We start from the raw sequence: 16073 nt of genomic DNA, 5'->3' as shown, positions 1-16073 counted from the left end.
TTCGCCGAAGGCGAAGAAAAGGCTTGCGTACCCCTCACCCCAACCCCTCTCCCGCAAGGGGAGAGGGGCTTTGCATGCCAAGTCTTGCGAACGACGATCAATCCGAGAACGGGTCGGTCATCAGGATGGTGTCGTCGCGTTCCGGGCTGGTCGACAGCAGGGCGACCGGGGCCTGGATCAGCTCCTCGATGTGGCGGACGTACTTGACCGCCTGGGCCGGCAGCTCGTTCCAGGTGCGGGCGCCGCGCGTGGTGTCCTTCCAGCCCTCGTAGGTCTCGTAGATCGGCTCGACGCGGGCCTGGGCGCCGGCGTTGGCCGGGTAATAGTCCAGCTCCTGGCCGTCCAGACGGTAGCCGACGCAGACCTTGATCTCGTCGAAGCCGTCGAGCACGTCCAGCTTGGTCAGCGCGATGCCGTCGATGCCGCCGGTCTTGATCGCTTGGCGGACCATGACGGCGTCGAACCAGCCGCAGCGGCGCTTGCGCCCGGTGACGACGCCGAACTCCTTGCCCTTCTGGCCCAGCAGCTCGCCGATGTCATCGGTCAGCTCGGTCGGGAAGGGGCCGGAGCCGACGCGGGTGGTGTAGGCCTTGGTGATGCCCAGCACGTAGCCGACGGCGCGCGGCCCCATGCCGCTGCCGGCGGCGGCGTTGCCGGCCACCGTGTTGGACGAGGTGACGTAGGGGTAGGTACCGTGGTCGATGTCGAGCATCGAGCCCTGCGCGCCCTCGAACAGGATGCGCTTGCCGGCGCGGCGCAGCTCGTCGAGCCGCTTCCAGACGACGGCGGCGTAGGGCAGAACCTGCGGGGCGATCTCGCGCAGCGGCTCCAGCAGGTCGGCCGGGGTCATCTCCGGCGCGCCCAGCGCGCGGAACAGCGCGTTGTGGTGGGCGAGCAGGGCGTCGACCTTCTCGATCAGCACCGCCTCGTCGGTCAGGTCGCACAGGCGGATGGCGCGGCGGGCGACCTTGTCCTCATAAGCCGGGCCGATGCCACGGCCGGTGGTGCCGATCTTGCCGGCGCCCTTGGCCTCCTCGCGCGCCTTGTCGAGCGCGCTGTGGACGGGCAGGATCAGCGGCACGTTCTCGGCCACGATCAGGTTCTCCGGCGTGACGGAGACGCCCTTGTCCTTGATCGCGTTCACTTCGCGGATGAAGGCCCACGGGTCGAAGACGACGCCGTTGCCGATGACCGACAGCTTGTCCTGGCGCACCACGCCCGAGGGCAGCAGGCTCAGCTTGTACTCGACGCCGTTGATCACCAGCGTGTGGCCGGCGTTGTGACCGCCCTGGAAGCGCACCACCACGTCGGCCCGGCTCGACAGCCAGTCGACGATCTTGCCCTTGCCCTCGTCGCCCCACTGGGCGCCGACCACCGCAACGTTGGCCATCTCTTCGGTCTCCACAAACAAAAATGATCGCATAGCCCCTCGCCCGGAGGGGAGAAGGGCACGAAAAGCCTTACTCGACCGGCTGGACGACACCGTCCGTCAACCGGTGGCCGCAGTGGAGTCTTTTCGCCTCCGCGACCGGGTCGGCCGCCGGGGCGAGCCCGGCCACCGTCACCCATCCCTCGGCGCGCAGCGTGCCCGCCGCCGCCCAACCCGTGCCATGCGGCACATAAACGCGCTTGGGTGCCGAGGCTGCCGGAACGGCGCGCAGCACGTTGTCCATGTAGAGGGTGAAGCCGGTCGCCGGCTCGCCCGTGTCGTCGCCCTGGACGCCCGCGCGGTAGCGGCCGCCCTGGCCCAGCTCCCCCGCCTCGCGCGAGAACAGCGTGAAGCTGAGGCCGGTCTGGTACTCGAAGCCGCGATGCTCGACCAGATCGATGGTCACCGTCAGCCCCGGCGCTGCAACGCGCAGCAGCGCCAGCGTGTCGGTCAGGCGGCGGCGGTCCTTCTCCGCGCCTTCCGGCAGCGGCAGCGAGGCCAGCGCGGCCATCGCGCGGTCGGCCGGGCCGGACGCGCCCATCAGCGTGCCAAGCAGCGCCGCGGCAGGGCCGCCGACCGCTGCCACGCCGGCGGCGTCCTTGCGGTCGAGCGCCGCGCGCAGACGGCGGGTGTCGTCCTCGGACTGGCCCAAGCCCCGGCAAATGCGCGAGACCATGGTCGGCACGCAGAGGTCGACCGACAGGTGCGGCACGCCGACGGCGGCCAGCGCCTGGACGGCCAGCAGCACGACCTCGGCGTCGGCGTCGGGCTCCAGCGGGCCGATCAGTTCGACGCCGACCTGGGTGAACTGGCGCTCGGGACGAAGCTGGGAGCCCTTCACGCGCAGAACCTGGCCCGCGTAGCACAGGCGCACCGGACGCGCCTCGTTCTTCAGGCGGGTGGTGGCGATGCGGGCGATCTGCGGCGTGATGTCGGCGCGCACCGCCATCATGCGCTGCGAATGCGGGTCCATCAGGCGGAAGGTCTGCTTGGCCATCGCCGCCCCGGCGCCGGACAACAGGTTCTCCTCGAACTCCACCAGAGGCGGATCGACGCGGCGGTAGCCATGCGCGGCGAACTCCGCCAGCAGGCGTTCGACGGCGGCCGCTTCATGCGCCGCTTCGGACGGCAGCACATCGTGCAATCCGGCGGGCAGCAGGGCGGAACTCAGGGCGTCGGCGGGCATGACCAGCGTCGTCTCGTCAAGGGGTGGCAGATGCCGGGCACGAACGCCGGACATACGGGGCGGGCTAATACCCGACCCCCGCCCGTCATGCAAACGGAAAAGCCCCGCAGGCCGCCCACACCTCCCCTGCGTGGGACGGGGCGGTGCGTTTGTGGGATTCGGTGCACAGAATATGGAAAACCATATGCCGTATTTTTTGGCAGCTTGACGGGTTTTTGCGCAGCCCCTACCATCCTTGGACGCTGTCGCGGGGGTCCATCATGAAGCGGGTCGGTGCGTTCTTCGGCAAGATGAAGGGCACGGAAAAGGCTCCGGCCCGGCCGCATGTGCGCGAGGCGCTGTGGTCGTGGGCGGGCGGCAGCGCCGGCATCGGCGCCATCAGCGTGTTGTCGCTTCTGGCCAAGCTGCCGCTGCTGATCGCCCCCTTCGGCGCCACCTGCGTGCTGATCTTCGCGGCGACCGACAGCCATCTGGCGCAGCCGCGCAGCGTCGTCGGCGGCTATCTGGTGTCGGCGCTGGTGGGGATCCTGGCGCTGTTCCTGCTGGGCAGCGCGCCCTGGGTGGTCGCCCTGTCGGTCGGCACGGCCATCGCGGCGATGCAGATGACCCGCACCCTCCACGCGCCGGCCGGGGCGATGCCGCTGCTGGCCTTCGCGCCCGGCACCGACACCGCGCTGCTGGTGCCCAGCGCCGTGGCCGGGGCACTGATCCTCATCGGCATCGGGCTGCTGGTGAACAACCTGCGCAGCGACCGGGCGTATCCGCGCTATTGGCTGTAATCGGGCCGACACGTTCTCGAAGCCCTTCTCCCCTTGCGGGAGAAGGGTTGGGATGAGGGGTATTCGCCGGAGGCGAAAGAAGTTTGCGTCCCCCTCACCCCAACCCCTCTCCCGCGAGGGGAGAGGGGCCCCGCATAACTCACCGCCCGCCGATCACCTCGGCCTTGACGGTCGCGAAGGCCCAGTCGAGCCAAGGTAGCACCGCCTCCATGTCGTCGTTCTCCACCGTGGCGCCGCCCCACAGCCGCAGGCCCGGAGGGGCGTCACGGTAAGAGCCGGCGTCGAAGGCGGCCTCCTCCTTCTCCAGCAGGGCCGACAGCTTCTTGGCGAAGGCGGCCTGCGCCTCGCCGGACAGGGCGTTCACGTCGGGGTCGGTGAAGCGCAGGCAGATCGACGTGCAGGAACGCGTCGCCGGGTCATCGGCCAGGAAGCCGGCCCAGGCGCTGGTCTCCACCCATTCCGCGACCAGACGCAGATTCTGCTCCGACCGGCGGATCAACTGCGGCAGCCCGCCGACCGACAGCGCCCAGCGCAGGCCGTCGATGGCGTCCTCGACGCAGAGCATCGAGGGCGTGTTGATGGTGTCGCCCTCGAAGATACCCTCGATCAGCTTGCCGTTCTTGGTCATGCGGAAGATCTTCGGCAGCGGCCGGTCGGGCTGGTAGCTCTCCAGCCGTTGCACCGCGCGCGGGCTCAGCACCAGCATGCCGTGGGCCGCCTCGCCGCCCAGCACCTTCTGCCAGGACCAGGTGGCGACGTCGATCTTGTTCCAGGGCAGGTCCATCGCGAAGGCGGCCGAGGTCGCGTCGCAGATCGACAGGCCGCTGCGGTCGGCGGGGATCCAGTCGCCGTCCGCCACCCGCACCCCGGCGGTGGTACCGTTCCACGGGAAGACCACGTCGCGGGAGAAATCGACCGCCGTCAGATCCGGCAGCTTGCCGTAGTCGGCGATCATCGTGCGCGCGTCGGGCAGCTTGAGCTGCGTGACGACGTCGGTGACCCACTCCTTGCCGAAGCTTTCCCAGGCCAGCATGTCGACGCCGCGCGCGCCCAGCATCGACCACAGCGCCATCTCCACCGCGCCGGTGTCGGAGGCGGGAACGATGCCGATGCGGTAGTCGCCGGGGATGGCCAGCACCGCGCGGGTCAGGTCGATGACCTCCCGCAGCTTGGCCTTGCCGGGCTTGGAACGGTGCGAGCGGCCGAGCAGCGCGCCGTCCAGCGCGTCGAGCGTCCAGCCCGGACGCTTGGCGCAGGGGCCGGACGAGAACAGCGGGGTCGACGGGCGGCGGCTGGGCTTCATGGCGGACTTCCTACCCGGAATCGGGGTTGTGCGGAGGTCCGGACCTTAAAAGCCGCGCGCCCGCCCGTCAATCGGCCCAAAGCCCTCAGGCTCGAACGCTCAGCGGCTGCGCGCGATGCGGCCGTCGCGGTAGGTCCAGGCGGCGGTGTCCGTGCTGGAGGGAACCGGCATCGACACGGTCAGCGCGGTGTCGCTGGTCGTCACCTGCGCGGCGTCGCTGCACGAGCCGAAGGGCAGGGAGACCGACGGCTTGGGCGCCCCCAGGTCGAGGATGCGGAAGCGGGCCGGGCAATCCTTGGCGCCGGTCTCCGTCTGGAGCAGCGCCATCCAGCGGCCCTGGACCGTGTAGGCGTTGACGAAGCTGACCTGCGTGCTCTCGCGGTCCTCGAAGACGGTCTTGTCGTCGACGACCACCCGCGTGACCTTCGGCTCGACCTCGACCAGCTTCACCACCACGTCGCCGAGCGCCGCCGTCAGATACGGTTCCGCCGCATGGGCGGGCGTCCCGCACAGCAGCCCACCGGTCAGCGCGACCGCGCGCATCATCCCATTCCGCACCGTCTCTCTCCCTCGCTCACGCCCCAGGCCGGGCAGTCTCCCGGCGGGGCGCACCTTAATGCGGGGACGGGCGGGCCGGAAGCCGTCCGTTGGGCCAAGCCCGGCGAATGTCGGATCAGCGGATGTTGACGCTGAAGCCGAAGCCGGGGCTGGGCGCGTACACGACGGGCGGCTGGGCGTAGATCACGCGGGGCGGCGGGGGCGGCGCGTAAACGACCGGGGGCGGGGCGTAGATCACGCGCGGCTCGCGCCAATGGCGGGGCGGCGGGCCGCGGTGGTGACGTTCGCCGCGCCACTCCCGGCCACGGTCTTCCCAGCCACGGTCATAGCCACGGTCGTAACCGCGGCCGCCCCGCCAGTCGTCATGGGCGGCGGCGGTGCCGACGCCGGCCCCCAGCATCGAACCGGCGACGAGGGCGCCCAGCGCCACGGCCTTCAAAGCGTTTCCAAAGCGGCCAGACATTCCGGCGTCCTCCTGCTGTCGGGGATGTTCATCCCCCCAATGCCAAGGTGAACGTCGCCCGCCGCGTTTTCATTCCAAAAAAAATCGGCCGATGCGGTTCTACGACCTTGGGCGAAGCCTTACGACCAGCTGTCCTTGGCCCCCTGCCGCTTGGCTGGGGGGACGAACAGGCTGGGCGGCTGGTAGCCGGGCCGGTCGGCGGGGCGGCCGAAGTGATAGCCCTGCGCCAGTTCGAAGCCCCAGGCGGTCAATTGCGCCGCCTGGTCGGCGGTCTCCACCATCTCGGCGATCACCTGCACGCGGATCTCCCGGCACAGGCCGACCATGGCGCGCAGGATGGCGTCGTCGCGCGGGCTGCCGCCCAGCCGCTTCACGTAGCTGCCGTCGATCTTCACGAAATCCACCGGCAGCGCCTGGATGTAGGGGAAGGAGGCCGCCCCGGCGCCGAAATCGTCCAGGCAGATCCGGTGCCCGACCTTGCGGAAATCCTCCAACACGCGGGCCGCGCGTGGCAGGTCGGTCAGACCGGTCGATTCGGTCACCTCGACCAGCAGGCGGGAGCGCAGTCCCGGATTGCGCCCGACCAGCCGCTGGAAGGCGACGACGAAGAGGTCGCTGCCGAGCGAGGCCGCCGACATGTTGACCGCGATCTGAAGGCTCCTGTCCGACGCCAGCACCTCCAGCGCCTTTTCGCACACCAGCAGATCGACGTCTTGGACCATGCCGATCTGCTCGGCGAAGGCGATGGTCGGGCCGGGGGCGCCGTTGGGGAAGCGGGCCAGCGCCTCGTAATGGTGCAGCCCCTTGGACGACAGCGCGACGATGGGCTGGAACTGCAGCTTCAGCCGGTCGTCGGTCAGGGTCGAGCGCAGCGTCGTCACCCGCGACACCGTCCGGTCGACCAGCAGCTTGACCGCGTCCTGCATATCGGCGATGTCGAAGCTGGCGGTGTCCTCGGCGAAGCTCTTGACCGTGAACATCAGCACGCGGCCGGCGTCCTCGCGGCTGAGCCCCGGCGCCGCCATGTCCAGCGTCAGGTTGTCGGCCCGCAGCGACGGCGCGTCGGGAGCCAGTTGCACGCCGGCCACCGCGATCTCCCCGGCCAGCGCCGGACCGTTCACCTCGCCGGCGTGGACCAGCCCGAAGCGGTCCTCGCCCAGCCGGGTCGCCAGCGTGTCGGCCGACGCGTGGACGCGCAGCAGCGCCCCCACCTCGCCCAGCAGGCGGACCGTCAGCTCCGGCCCCAGCCGGGACTTCACCTCGCCGAACTGGGCGATCTTGATGAGGGTCAGCTTCGGCGCGCCCTCTCCCACGTCGAGCCCGAAGCGTTCGCCGAGCTGCGCCTGGAAGGCCTCGGGGTCGAGCAGCCCGGTCTCGGCGTCGCGGACGGGCAGGGGGGCGGTCTTGGCGCCGGTCTCGATCCGGGTCAGGGTCAGTTGGACGTTGGCCGAGCGGCCGAGCCGGTAGCCCGCCAGCGTCGCCGGTCCGCCGCCGGCCAGCGCCACGGTGCGCGGCTCCAGCCTCGCGTTGGCGCCGACGGTGCGCAGCAGGCGGCGGACCAGCCCCCGGTCGCCCGGCGCGATCAGGCCGTCGATCGGCTGGCCGACCAGGGCGGCGTCGGTGGTGCCCAGGACATGCTGCAAGGCGCCCGCCGCGAAGCCGATCAGGCCGCGCGCGTCGACTTCGACCAGGACATCGGCGTTCGCGAAGGCGAAGCCCAGGAAGCGTGCGACGTCCGTGGTCATGAACCCTCGACGCTGAAACGGCGGTTGGTCGGCTGAGGCGGTGGGCGCGGCGGCGATATCGTTCGTGTCAGGAACGTTCGCATTCTAAATGTTAATGAACCGCTACTCTCCCGGGATTTTCCCCTCGTCGGAACCGGACAGGCGCCGCCCGCGCCGTGTTTCGAGCCGCGATGTTTAGGGCCGGGCCGTGCTAGGGTCGGTTGGCCGGCATCGCCCGCCGGGCCGGATTTTTTCGCAAAAGCCCACCACCGAGGTTTCCGCCGTGACCGACAGCATCACCCGTGAGGAGTTCGACGCCCTGCGCGAGGCCGTCATGACCATGTCCAACGCCGTGAAGGACATCGCCAACACCGGCCGCCGCAGCCATGAATCGCTGAGCGACGCGCTGGACGAGACGCGGGATTCGCTCCAGGGCCAGATCGTGGCGCTGACCGCCGTGTCGGCCGCCCTGGCCGCGCTGTCGATGGCGGCCGGCGTGCCCTCGGACACCGTGCGCACCATCGTCGGCAACGTCGCGGGCGCCCTGCCAAACGCCGAGAGCCCGGACATCCAGGCGATCATCCGCACCGCCCTGTCCTTCATCCCGGACGAACCGCCGGCCGAGGAGGGTGGGCCGCGCAACCACTGACGCTCCGCCGCCCGGCAGCGCGTCAGGCGAAGTTCATGCCGCCGAAGGGCGTGATGAAGTTGTCGCTCAACGCGTTGCTGCGCAGCGCCACGTAATCCGGCACCACCAGCGGGATCAGCGGCAGATCCGCCATGACGAGGCGTTCGGCCTTCTTGTAGGCGTCGGCGCGCCGCTCCGGGTCCGACAGCGCCATCGCGGAGTCGAGGATGCCGTCGAACTCCGCGTTCGACCAGCCGACCGGGTTGAAGCGGCTGCGGCTGGAGAACAGCTCGTCCAGGAAGTTCATCGCGTCCGGGTAGGTCGCGGTCCAGCCGAACAGGAAGGCGTCGTAGTCGCGCCGCCGCGACCGCGCGATGAACTCCTGGCGCGGCGCCACCACCAGCTTGGCCGGGATGCCGCTGTTGTTCCACTGCGACACGTAATAGACGAACTCCCGCCGGTACTCCTGGACGATGTGGACGGTGAAGGGCTCGATGCCGCGCCCGTCGGGATGCCCGGCCTGGGCCAGCAGCTCGCGCGCGCCCTTCGGGTCGTAGACCAGCGGCTCCAGCCTTTCGTTGGCCAGCAGGGCCGGCGGCACGACCCCGTTGTGGACGCGGGCGACGCCGCGGAAGAACCGCTCGGCCATCGCGGCGCGGTCGATCAGCATCGACAACGCCCGCCGCACCCGCACGTCGCCGAAGGCCGCCACCCGGCGCGGGTCGAGCGCCACCGCCCGCATCTGCATGCGCGGGCAGGAGATCAGCGCGCGCTTGAATCCCGGATCGTCGATCACCGCGCGCATCGCGTCGGTGTCGACGAAGGAGAAGTCGATCTGGCTGTCGTTGAACAGGCCGATGCCGTCGTTGCCGATGCCGGTCGCCAGGAAGGACACCCGCTCGAACGGGACGGCGCCGCCGCGCCAATGGGGGCTGGCCTCGACGTCGACCCGGATCCCCTCGGCGCTTCCCGACAGCCGGTAGGGGCCGGTGCCGGCCGACATCTCGCGGTACCAGGCGGGACCGGCCTGGGCGACGGCCTCGGCATCGACGATGTTGAAGCGGGCGAAGGGGAAGATGGCGCAGGGCTCGTCGCAGACGACCTCCAGCGTGTGGTCGTCGATCACGGTCACGCCGCTCAACTCGGTGGCGCTGCGCTCGCGCATCGCGCGGAAGCCCCGCACCTTCGACAGGGCCAGCACCGCGAAGTTCGCTCCCTCCGCCGCCAGCGCCGCCTCGAAGCTGCGCTTCACGTCGCGGGCGGTGAAGGGGCGGCCGGTGTGGAAGACCACCCCCCGGCGCAGGGCGAGCCGCCAGCGCCGCGCGTTGTCCGACGCCTCCCAACTGAGCGCCAGGCCGGGAAGGATGCGGCCCTCGGGATCGACGCTGGTCAGGCTCTCGTACATGGAGCCCAGGATCTGGCGGGCCACCAGATCGTTGACGGTCAGCGGGTTGAGCGAGGCGGGCAGGGCCTTGATGCCGATCCGCAAGGTGCCCGCCAGCGCGGCCCGCGCCGATGACGGCAGGACGGCGCGCGCGGCCGCGACCGCCCCCAGAAAGCCCAGAACCTGTCGTCGATGAACAGCCGGCAAGACGGGACCCATGACACCCTCGAACACGCCCCCGAACGGAACCGCTCCTCCTGTAGCATGAACGGCCGGACCGGTCATCCCGGCTGGCCGTTCTTGCCGGTCATCGAGTTTCGAAATCGAAAGACAACCCAGAGGATCATGCCGCGACTTCGGCAACCCCTGCGCGCTTTCGATCTCGAAAGCGGCGACGCCTCACGCGCCCAGCAGGCCGTCGATCCGGTCCCGCAGGGCGCGCAGCCGCTCGCGGTGCTCCTTCTGCAGCGCCTCGCCGACGCTGCCGATCGCGTTGAGGTCCTTGTCGATGCGGTTGATCGCCTTGCCCAGAAGCTGCAACGGCTCGGCCTTGGCCAAGGCCGGGCGGGCGGCGCGCACCGCGCTGACCGTCAGCCCGCCGGTCCGTGCCGACTGCCAGAGCTTGCGGATCTGCGCGTCGTCCTCGATGAAGGCCAGCTCGACCAGGGCGGAGCGCGACACCGCCTCCGGGTTGGTCCGGTAATCGGCCAGGATGTCGCCGGGCAGCGCCAGCACCTTCAGACGCTTGGACACCTCGGCCTCGGAACAGCCGACGGCGGCGGCGACCTCGGCCTGGGTGTAGCCGTGGGACTCGATCAACTGGGTCAGCCCGCGCGCCAGATCGATGGCGTCGAGATCGACGCGCTGGACGTTCTCGATCAGCGCGATCTCCTCGGGCCGGCCCTTGGTGATGATCGCCGCGATGGTCGGCCGCCCCAGCAGGCGGTGCGCCCGCAGCCGCCGCTCGCCGGAGACCAGACGGTAGCGCCCCTTCTCCGTCCCCTCCTGCACCAGCACCGGCTGCTGGAGGCCGTGCCGCGCGATGGAGTCGGCCAAAGAGCGCAAGGCGTCGTCGTCGAACACCGTGCGCGGCTGGTCCGGGTTGGTGTCGATGGCCGACAGATCGGCCTCGATCAGCCGGGGCAGCATGCCGCTCAGCCCGAACATGCGGTCGGTCTCCGACGCGACGGCGGAATCCTTGGCCTGGAGCACGGTCGCGGCGGTCTGGCGGATCAGCTTCTTAGGCGGCATCGGCGGTCTCCCGCAGGCGTCCGGTGGCGGTCAGCAGGGCGGTGGCGATGGCGGCGTAGCTCTCCACGCCCGGCGCGCCGATGTCGGCGTCGAGCGTGATGACGTTGGCGCCGGCCGCCTGGGCGTAGATGGTGGCGCGCGGCACCGGCGGGAACACCCGGCGCTCCGCCCCCCACAGCCGGACGATGTCCTCCAGCGAGGAGCGGTCCTGGGTCTGGCGCGGGTTGACCATGGTCGGCAGGATGCCCAGCACCTCCAGACGCGGGTTCAGCCGCTTCTGGATCTTGGCGACGGTGTCGAGGAAGGCGCTGACGCCGAGGATCGCGTGCGGTTCGGCCTGGCAGGGCACCAGCACGTAGTCGGCGGCGGTCAGCGCGTTGATGGTGACGGCGCCGAGGTTGGGGGCGCAGTCGATGACGATCACGTCGTATTGCGCCCGCACCCCGTCCAGGATCTCGGCCAGCGCGGTCTGCGCGTTGGTCAGGTTGCCCGGAAGCTCGGTGTCGGCGCTGGCGAGCGCGATGCTCGACGGCACCACGTCCAGCCCGGCCACCCCGGTCGGGCGGATCACCTCGGCCAGCGGGGTGCGGCCCATCAGGGCGTGGTACAGCACCTTGCCGGCCTCGGTCAGCGCGACCACGTCGGCCTGGGCCACGCCGACATGCACGGTGGCGTTGCCCTGCGGGTCGGCGTCGACCAGCAGCACGCGGTTGCCCGCCCGCGCCAGCATGAAGGAGAGGTTGATCGAGGTCGCGGTCTTCGCGGTGCCGCCCTTCTGGAGGCCGACCGCGATGATCGTCCCCAGACGCGGCTCCACCGTCGCCGGGCGTTCCAGCGCCAGCAGCAGCAGCCGGCCGAGCACGTCGCGGGGCAGCACCTCCTTGCCGGTCTCCCACTTGCTCAAGCGCTGCTTGTCGTATTTGCGGCCGGTCAGCTCGTTGACGAACGCCGCCATCTGCGTCTGCGTCAGGCCGCGCCGTTCCCGCAACGCCTTCAACTCCTCGCCCGTCACCGGACCCCTCCAAAGGCTCTCAAAGTCGGGCGGAGCCTAGCAAGTCGTCGCCACCCCGGCAACGGGTGTCTACCGGGAAGGGCCGCGTCAGACCGTCTCGTCGTATTCCACCTTGGGCACGTCGATCCAGGCCGGGGCGGGGCCGTGGTCCTTGCGCCAGAACAGCACCGGCAGCTCGGCGTTCAGCACGCGGCCCAACACGGCGCCGCGCGCCTTCATGACCTCCTTGTACTCCGACGCCTCGACGATGCGGACGCCGTAGCCGGGGATGCGGCCGGCCTCGAGCACCGGGTTCAGCGCGTTCTTGAACTTGCGCAGATCGTTGTCGGAGCCGACCCGCTTGCGCAGCGGCTCCAGCGCCATCCAGAAGCCGTTGCCGCGCGCCAGATGCGCCCGCGCGATCTCGTAGAGCCGCTTCTCCACCGGCTTCAGCGCGAAATACTCGTCGTCGTAGCTCAGCAGGTTGTAGCCCAGCGCCGCCCGCGCCACCCAGCCGGACAAGGTCAGCTTCAGCCCGCGCACCGCGCGCTCGCCGTCCTTCTTGCGCTGGTAGAGCAGCTTGTAGTCGGAAATCCACGAGAAGGCGCCCGTCTCGCCCTCGCCGCCGGTTTCCAGGTTGGTCTTGATCTGGGTGCCCTGCAAGCGCTCCAGCGCGCCCTCGATCTTGTCGTAGGCGCTGCCGCCGGCGGTCTTGCCGACGATGCGCTGGAGGTCGCTGGTGGTGAAGTGCAGCTCGCCCATCTTGGCGGTCGCCTTGCCCTGGTCCATCTTCTCGCGCAGCAGCGAGATGGCGTAGAGCAGCACCGCCTTGTCCCAGATCGTCGCGACGCCGACGTTCTTGGGCGCCCGCACCTCAATGCGGACCTTGCCGTCGTCGTAGGTCGGCAGCGCCTCCACCTTGTCCTTGGACAGGCCGAACAGGCTGTAGACCATCATGTGGCGGTCGTTCTGCACGTCGCCGGTCAGCGGCGAGTCCAGCCGCAACGCCAGTTGCAGCGGCCGGTCGAGAAGTTCCGCGTTGATGGTCTGCTGGGTCATGCCGTCTCTCCGCGCGACGGGCGCGCCTTGCTGAAAGGTTCAGACCATAATCGGACAGCGCGACGCCGTGTTCCACCGTCGAAACCCAAACGTCGCCGTTCTGCCGAAAGATTCCCGGGATCACGGCGCTTTTCCCGACGGGCGGGCCTGCGAGTGTCGCCGTTCTGCCAGTTTTCCGGCGGCGATCCCGGACCGGGCCACGGAACGCCGCCGCTCCGGCCCGCTCCCCGAACGCCGGAAGCCGCGCCTTGAAGCGTCTTCGTTCTGCCGTGCCGGAGCGCGGCCGGGCCGGGTCGAAGCGCTGAAAGCATTGCTATCCCTAGGTTTTCAGTGAGTCTCCACCCCCTCGATTCCGTCCGAATCCCCGGAAAAGCCCCCGGCACTGGCAGAACAGCGACGTTCGCTCGGTTGCCCCCTCTGTCCGATTCTCCAGCGATTCCCGCCCCCTGACTCAGCGCGCCACCGGATTCGGCGCTCGTCATTCGGCAGAACGGCGACATTCGCCTCCCTCGAACGGGGAAAGCGGTCTCCGGCCCCCAAAGAATCTTTCGGCGGAACGGCGACATCCGTGCCCGAATCTTTCGGCGGAACAGCGACACTCGACGCGCGGCGGAGCGGCGGGACTCGGAGCAAGGCGTTGATTCCCCTGACTCTCGCTGACTCCACGGCCGGCCCGGACCACAAAACGCCGGTTTCGTTAAGAGCGTGGACAGGATCGAAACGCCGCGTACACAGTTCCGACTTGGGCGGAAAAACGCCCTTTCACGGATTTTTGCGCCGGTGGTTTCGCACCGATGGCGCGGCGACGGAGACGACGATGACGTAGCGGGAGGAAAAAACCTCCGAAAACACAAAAGGTCCGGATTGCTCCGGACCTTCCGTGTCGGACGGAGGAGACCGAGGGACACTCGACCACCCCACATCTGGCTGTTTGGCGACTCCATGATGTCAGGGCAGGTCCCGAAAGCCAAGCGGATTCGCAGGAGTCCGTCAACGCTCTCCCTTTGTCTCCGCCTCCGTGGGTTGGAACGACGAAGGGCTCGTCATGAAGCCGTACACCGAGATGTACCGGCGCTGGATTACCGTGCCCGGTGTCCAGGCCGCCGATATCGCTGTCCTGTCGGCGCTCTACGCGCACGCCGACCGGGATGGCGTCTGCACGGCCACCCAAGGCGAACTCGCCGAGGAGCTGCGGCAGAGCCGTGCCTGGATCAACGCGATCCTGAAGGCGCTCCAGGACACGCCGGTGGCCCTGGTGGCGGCGCGCACGCGCCGTGGGTACCGGGGATACCTCTACGAACTGACCGGTTTCGTCGACACGTCGTGTCAGCCGGCTGACAGCGGCGGTCCACGGGCTGACGTCCTTCTAGGAACAGGGAATCCCTTGAATCCTGAATCCTCCTCCTTCCGCGGGGAGGGGGACGGGGCTTTGCCGGTCGATTGGTCGCCAAGCCCTGAGGATCGCGCCTGGGCCGCCAGCGAACGGCCGGAGGTGGATCCGGCCCGAGTGACGGCGAAGTTCGTGGCGTGGTGCCGCAAGGCCCATGGCCGCAACGGCTACCGCCCCGCCGACCCCGGCGCCGCGTGGCGCCGCTGGATCGCCCGCGAACTCGTCGCGCCCGCCGCCATCCCCACCGCAGCGGAGACGACGGGTCAACCCCGCGCCGTTCCGTTCCCCCCCTCACCCCGCCGGGAGGTCCGTCATGACCGCCGTTTCCAACGACCGTCCGCCGAGCCTTCCAGCCCTGGACGGGGAGCCGAACCGGCCGGATCCGGGCCTGTCGGATCCGGATTGGCTGCCCGAAACGGCAGCACCCTCGCTGCCCTCCGCGATCGTCTCGCTCGCCCGGCTTGAGGTCGCCGACCTGCGCTTCGAGACGCAGGACCGGACGCCGGACGAGATCGCGGCGCTGGCCGACCGGGTGGACGCCGCCATCGACGGGCTGACGCCGCGCATCGGGGTGGAAAACGTGCTGGTCGGCGTCGAGAAGCTGGCCGAGCGCTTCGCCCTGGAACTGCCGGACGCCGACCTGCTGGAGGCCGACGTGGTGGCGATGGCGGAGTGGCCGGCGGATCGCTGGATGGCGGCGTTCCGCGCCGTCTGGGCCGGTTTCCGCAGCGGGTGGAGCCGCTTCCCGACGCTGGGCGACTTCCGGGCGGCGCTCGATGCGGCGCCGCTGCCGGCGGAATCCCGCCGGGTGGAGGAACTGCGCCGTCTGTCCTCCCGCCTGCGCCAAGAGGGCGCGTTGCGCCTGCGCACCCAGGAGCAGCGCCGCCGGACCCGCGAGCGGGAGGAGGAGCGCGCCCGCGCCCAATCCGCCATGGCTCTCGCCCTGCCCACGCCAAACAGAAATAGGGCGGATCCGGTTGCCCGAATCCGCCCAAGTCAGGAGAGTTGCCGCCAGCCCCCGAACGTGCCGGAAGGGGGCCGGGGCTCCGGAGCGGCCCCCGGAACGCTCCGGGACACCGTCCGAACCGATGCCGGCCGGTCGGCCGGGAAGGAGTCAGCCGGCGATCAGGCCGCGCAGTTGCCGGTTGGCCACGGCCAGCATGGCGAGGTCGATGGCGGGCTGGGCGCGCAGCTCGGCCAGCAGCTGTTCGACCCGCTCGACCACCGGGCGGCGCCGCGCGATCCACTCCTCGACCACAGTATCGGCCGCCGTGTCCTCGCCGGCCCCGTTTTCCAGGACGCGGACGGTGAGCGCGCTCTGGTGGGCGAAGAGGTCGTCGACGATGGCGGCGACGGCCTGCCGTTGCCAGTGGTTGTCGACCTTGGCGCCGTCGGCGCGGTCGCGCAGCCATTCCAGCCCGAAGCGCCGGCCGAGCCCGAAATAGACCGAGGCGACCGCCGCGACCGCGCGGCCGGTCTTCTCGGCGATGCGGACCAGATCCGGGGCCGCCGCCAGGACGGGCAGGGCGGCCAGCCGCCGCGCCAGATCGTCGGGGACGCCCTGGCCGGCGCTCTCCGCCACGCGGGCGGCGAGGCGGGAGGACTCCTCGGCGTCCAGCACGGTGTCGAGGCTGGCGGTCAGCGCCTCCACCCCCGGCCGGAAGGCGGCGGTCTCGGCGGCCAGATCCAGCGGGTGGCCGGCGTTGACCAGGAACCACGCGACCGCGCGCTCCATCAGCCGGACGCTTTCGAGGACCAGGGCCGTCTGCAGGGCGGCGGGCACCCGGTTGTCGAGCGCGTCGATGGCGTCCCACAGCGGGCGGAGCTGGAACACGTCGCGGACGATGGCGTAGGCGCGGGCGACGTCGGCGGGGCCGAGGCCGGTCTTCTCCATCGTCTCCTTGACGAAGGTCGGGCCGACCCGGTTG

13 protein-coding genes and 1 pseudogene are annotated in these 16073 nt (G+C 70.2%); 3 read left to right on the top strand and 11 right to left on the bottom strand.

Annotation, left to right across the window (positions count from 1 at the left end; all coding sequences use genetic code 11):
- Window positions 1–97 precede the first annotated feature (97 nt).
- Together EJ913_RS24230 and EJ913_RS24225 are read right to left on the bottom strand one after the other, a co-directional pair.
- Window positions 98–1390, bottom strand: a complete 1293-nt coding sequence (locus EJ913_RS24230) for an adenylosuccinate synthase (protein WP_127002755.1) — start codon at window positions 1388–1390, stop codon at window positions 98–100.
- Between the two features lie 70 nt (window positions 1391–1460).
- The gene (locus EJ913_RS24225; RefSeq protein ID WP_127002753.1) at window positions 1461–2615 is read right to left on the bottom strand and encodes an ATP phosphoribosyltransferase regulatory subunit; all 1155 of its coding nucleotides are present in this window, start codon (window positions 2613–2615) and stop codon (window positions 1461–1463) included.
- 260 nt (window positions 2616–2875) lie between these two features.
- Between EJ913_RS24225 and EJ913_RS24220 the strand changes: the two genes are divergently transcribed.
- On the top strand, window positions 2876–3394 hold the full coding sequence (locus tag EJ913_RS24220; protein ID WP_211099030.1) for an HPP family protein: 519 nt from the start codon (window positions 2876–2878) through the stop codon (window positions 3392–3394).
- A gap of 139 nt (window positions 3395–3533) precedes the next feature.
- On the opposite strand, the gene EJ913_RS24215 is transcribed toward EJ913_RS24220, so the two are convergent.
- The 4 genes from EJ913_RS24215 to EJ913_RS24200 all read right to left on the bottom strand — a co-directional run bounded on the left by EJ913_RS24215 (window position 3534) and on the right by EJ913_RS24200 (window position 7463).
- Window positions 3534–4697, bottom strand: coding sequence for a phosphoserine transaminase (locus tag EJ913_RS24215; RefSeq protein WP_127002751.1), 1164 nt, complete (start codon window positions 4695–4697; stop codon window positions 3534–3536).
- 99 nt (window positions 4698–4796) lie between these two features.
- Window positions 4797–5243 (bottom strand): hypothetical protein, encoded by a 447-nt coding sequence (locus EJ913_RS24210; RefSeq protein WP_238522183.1) that lies wholly within the window; start codon window positions 5241–5243, stop codon window positions 4797–4799.
- A gap of 127 nt (window positions 5244–5370) precedes the next feature.
- Window positions 5371–5718 carry a hypothetical protein gene (locus tag EJ913_RS24205; RefSeq protein WP_127002749.1) on the bottom strand — a complete coding sequence of 116 codons (348 nt, stop codon included), beginning with the start codon at window positions 5716–5718 and terminating at the stop codon, window positions 5371–5373.
- A gap of 119 nt (window positions 5719–5837) precedes the next feature.
- Window positions 5838–7463: an EAL domain-containing protein gene (locus EJ913_RS24200; protein ID WP_127002747.1), complete on the bottom strand. Its 1626-nt coding sequence runs from the start codon at window positions 7461–7463 to the stop codon at window positions 5838–5840.
- Between the two features lie 262 nt (window positions 7464–7725).
- Here EJ913_RS24200 and EJ913_RS24195 point away from each other — a divergent pair, with 262 nt between their 5' ends.
- Window positions 7726–8091: a hypothetical protein gene (locus EJ913_RS24195; protein ID WP_127002745.1), complete on the top strand. Its 366-nt coding sequence runs from the start codon at window positions 7726–7728 to the stop codon at window positions 8089–8091.
- A gap of 22 nt (window positions 8092–8113) precedes the next feature.
- Here EJ913_RS24195 and EJ913_RS24190 read toward each other — a convergent pair whose 3' ends face one another.
- The 4 genes from EJ913_RS24190 to EJ913_RS24175 form a co-directional block, all read right to left on the bottom strand.
- On the bottom strand, window positions 8114–9661 hold the full coding sequence (locus EJ913_RS24190) for an ABC transporter substrate-binding protein (protein ID WP_127002743.1): 1548 nt from the start codon (window positions 9659–9661) through the stop codon (window positions 8114–8116).
- 192 nt (window positions 9662–9853) lie between these two features.
- Window positions 9854–10705, bottom strand: a complete 852-nt coding sequence (locus EJ913_RS24185) for a ParB/RepB/Spo0J family partition protein (RefSeq protein WP_127002741.1) — start codon at window positions 10703–10705, stop codon at window positions 9854–9856.
- Entirely contained in the window at window positions 10695–11717 is a 1023-nt protein-coding gene (locus EJ913_RS24180; RefSeq protein WP_127002739.1) for an AAA family ATPase, read from the bottom strand. The genes EJ913_RS24185 and EJ913_RS24180 overlap by 11 nt, the downstream gene beginning before the upstream one ends.
- An 87-nt stretch (window positions 11718–11804) precedes the next feature.
- Window positions 11805–12755 (bottom strand): replication initiator protein A, encoded by a 951-nt coding sequence (locus EJ913_RS24175; RefSeq protein ID WP_127002737.1) that lies wholly within the window; start codon window positions 12753–12755, stop codon window positions 11805–11807.
- 1045 nt (window positions 12756–13800) lie between these two features.
- Between EJ913_RS24175 and EJ913_RS24170 the strand changes: the two genes are divergently transcribed.
- Window positions 13801–14610 (top strand): MarR family transcriptional regulator, encoded by an 810-nt coding sequence (locus EJ913_RS24170; RefSeq protein ID WP_127002735.1) that lies wholly within the window; start codon window positions 13801–13803, stop codon window positions 14608–14610.
- Window positions 14611–15259: 649 nt separating this feature from the next.
- Here EJ913_RS24170 and EJ913_RS24165 read toward each other — a convergent pair.
- Window positions 15260–16073: pseudogene (locus EJ913_RS24165) on the bottom strand (NAD-glutamate dehydrogenase domain-containing protein); the annotation flags it as partial.

It is taken from the genome of Azospirillum doebereinerae (assembly GCF_003989665.1).
Lineage (GTDB): Bacteria > Pseudomonadota > Alphaproteobacteria > Azospirillales > Azospirillaceae > Azospirillum > Azospirillum doebereinerae.
Note: the sequence above shows the minus strand (reverse complement) of the source record. Positions and strands in the feature narration are given on the sequence as shown.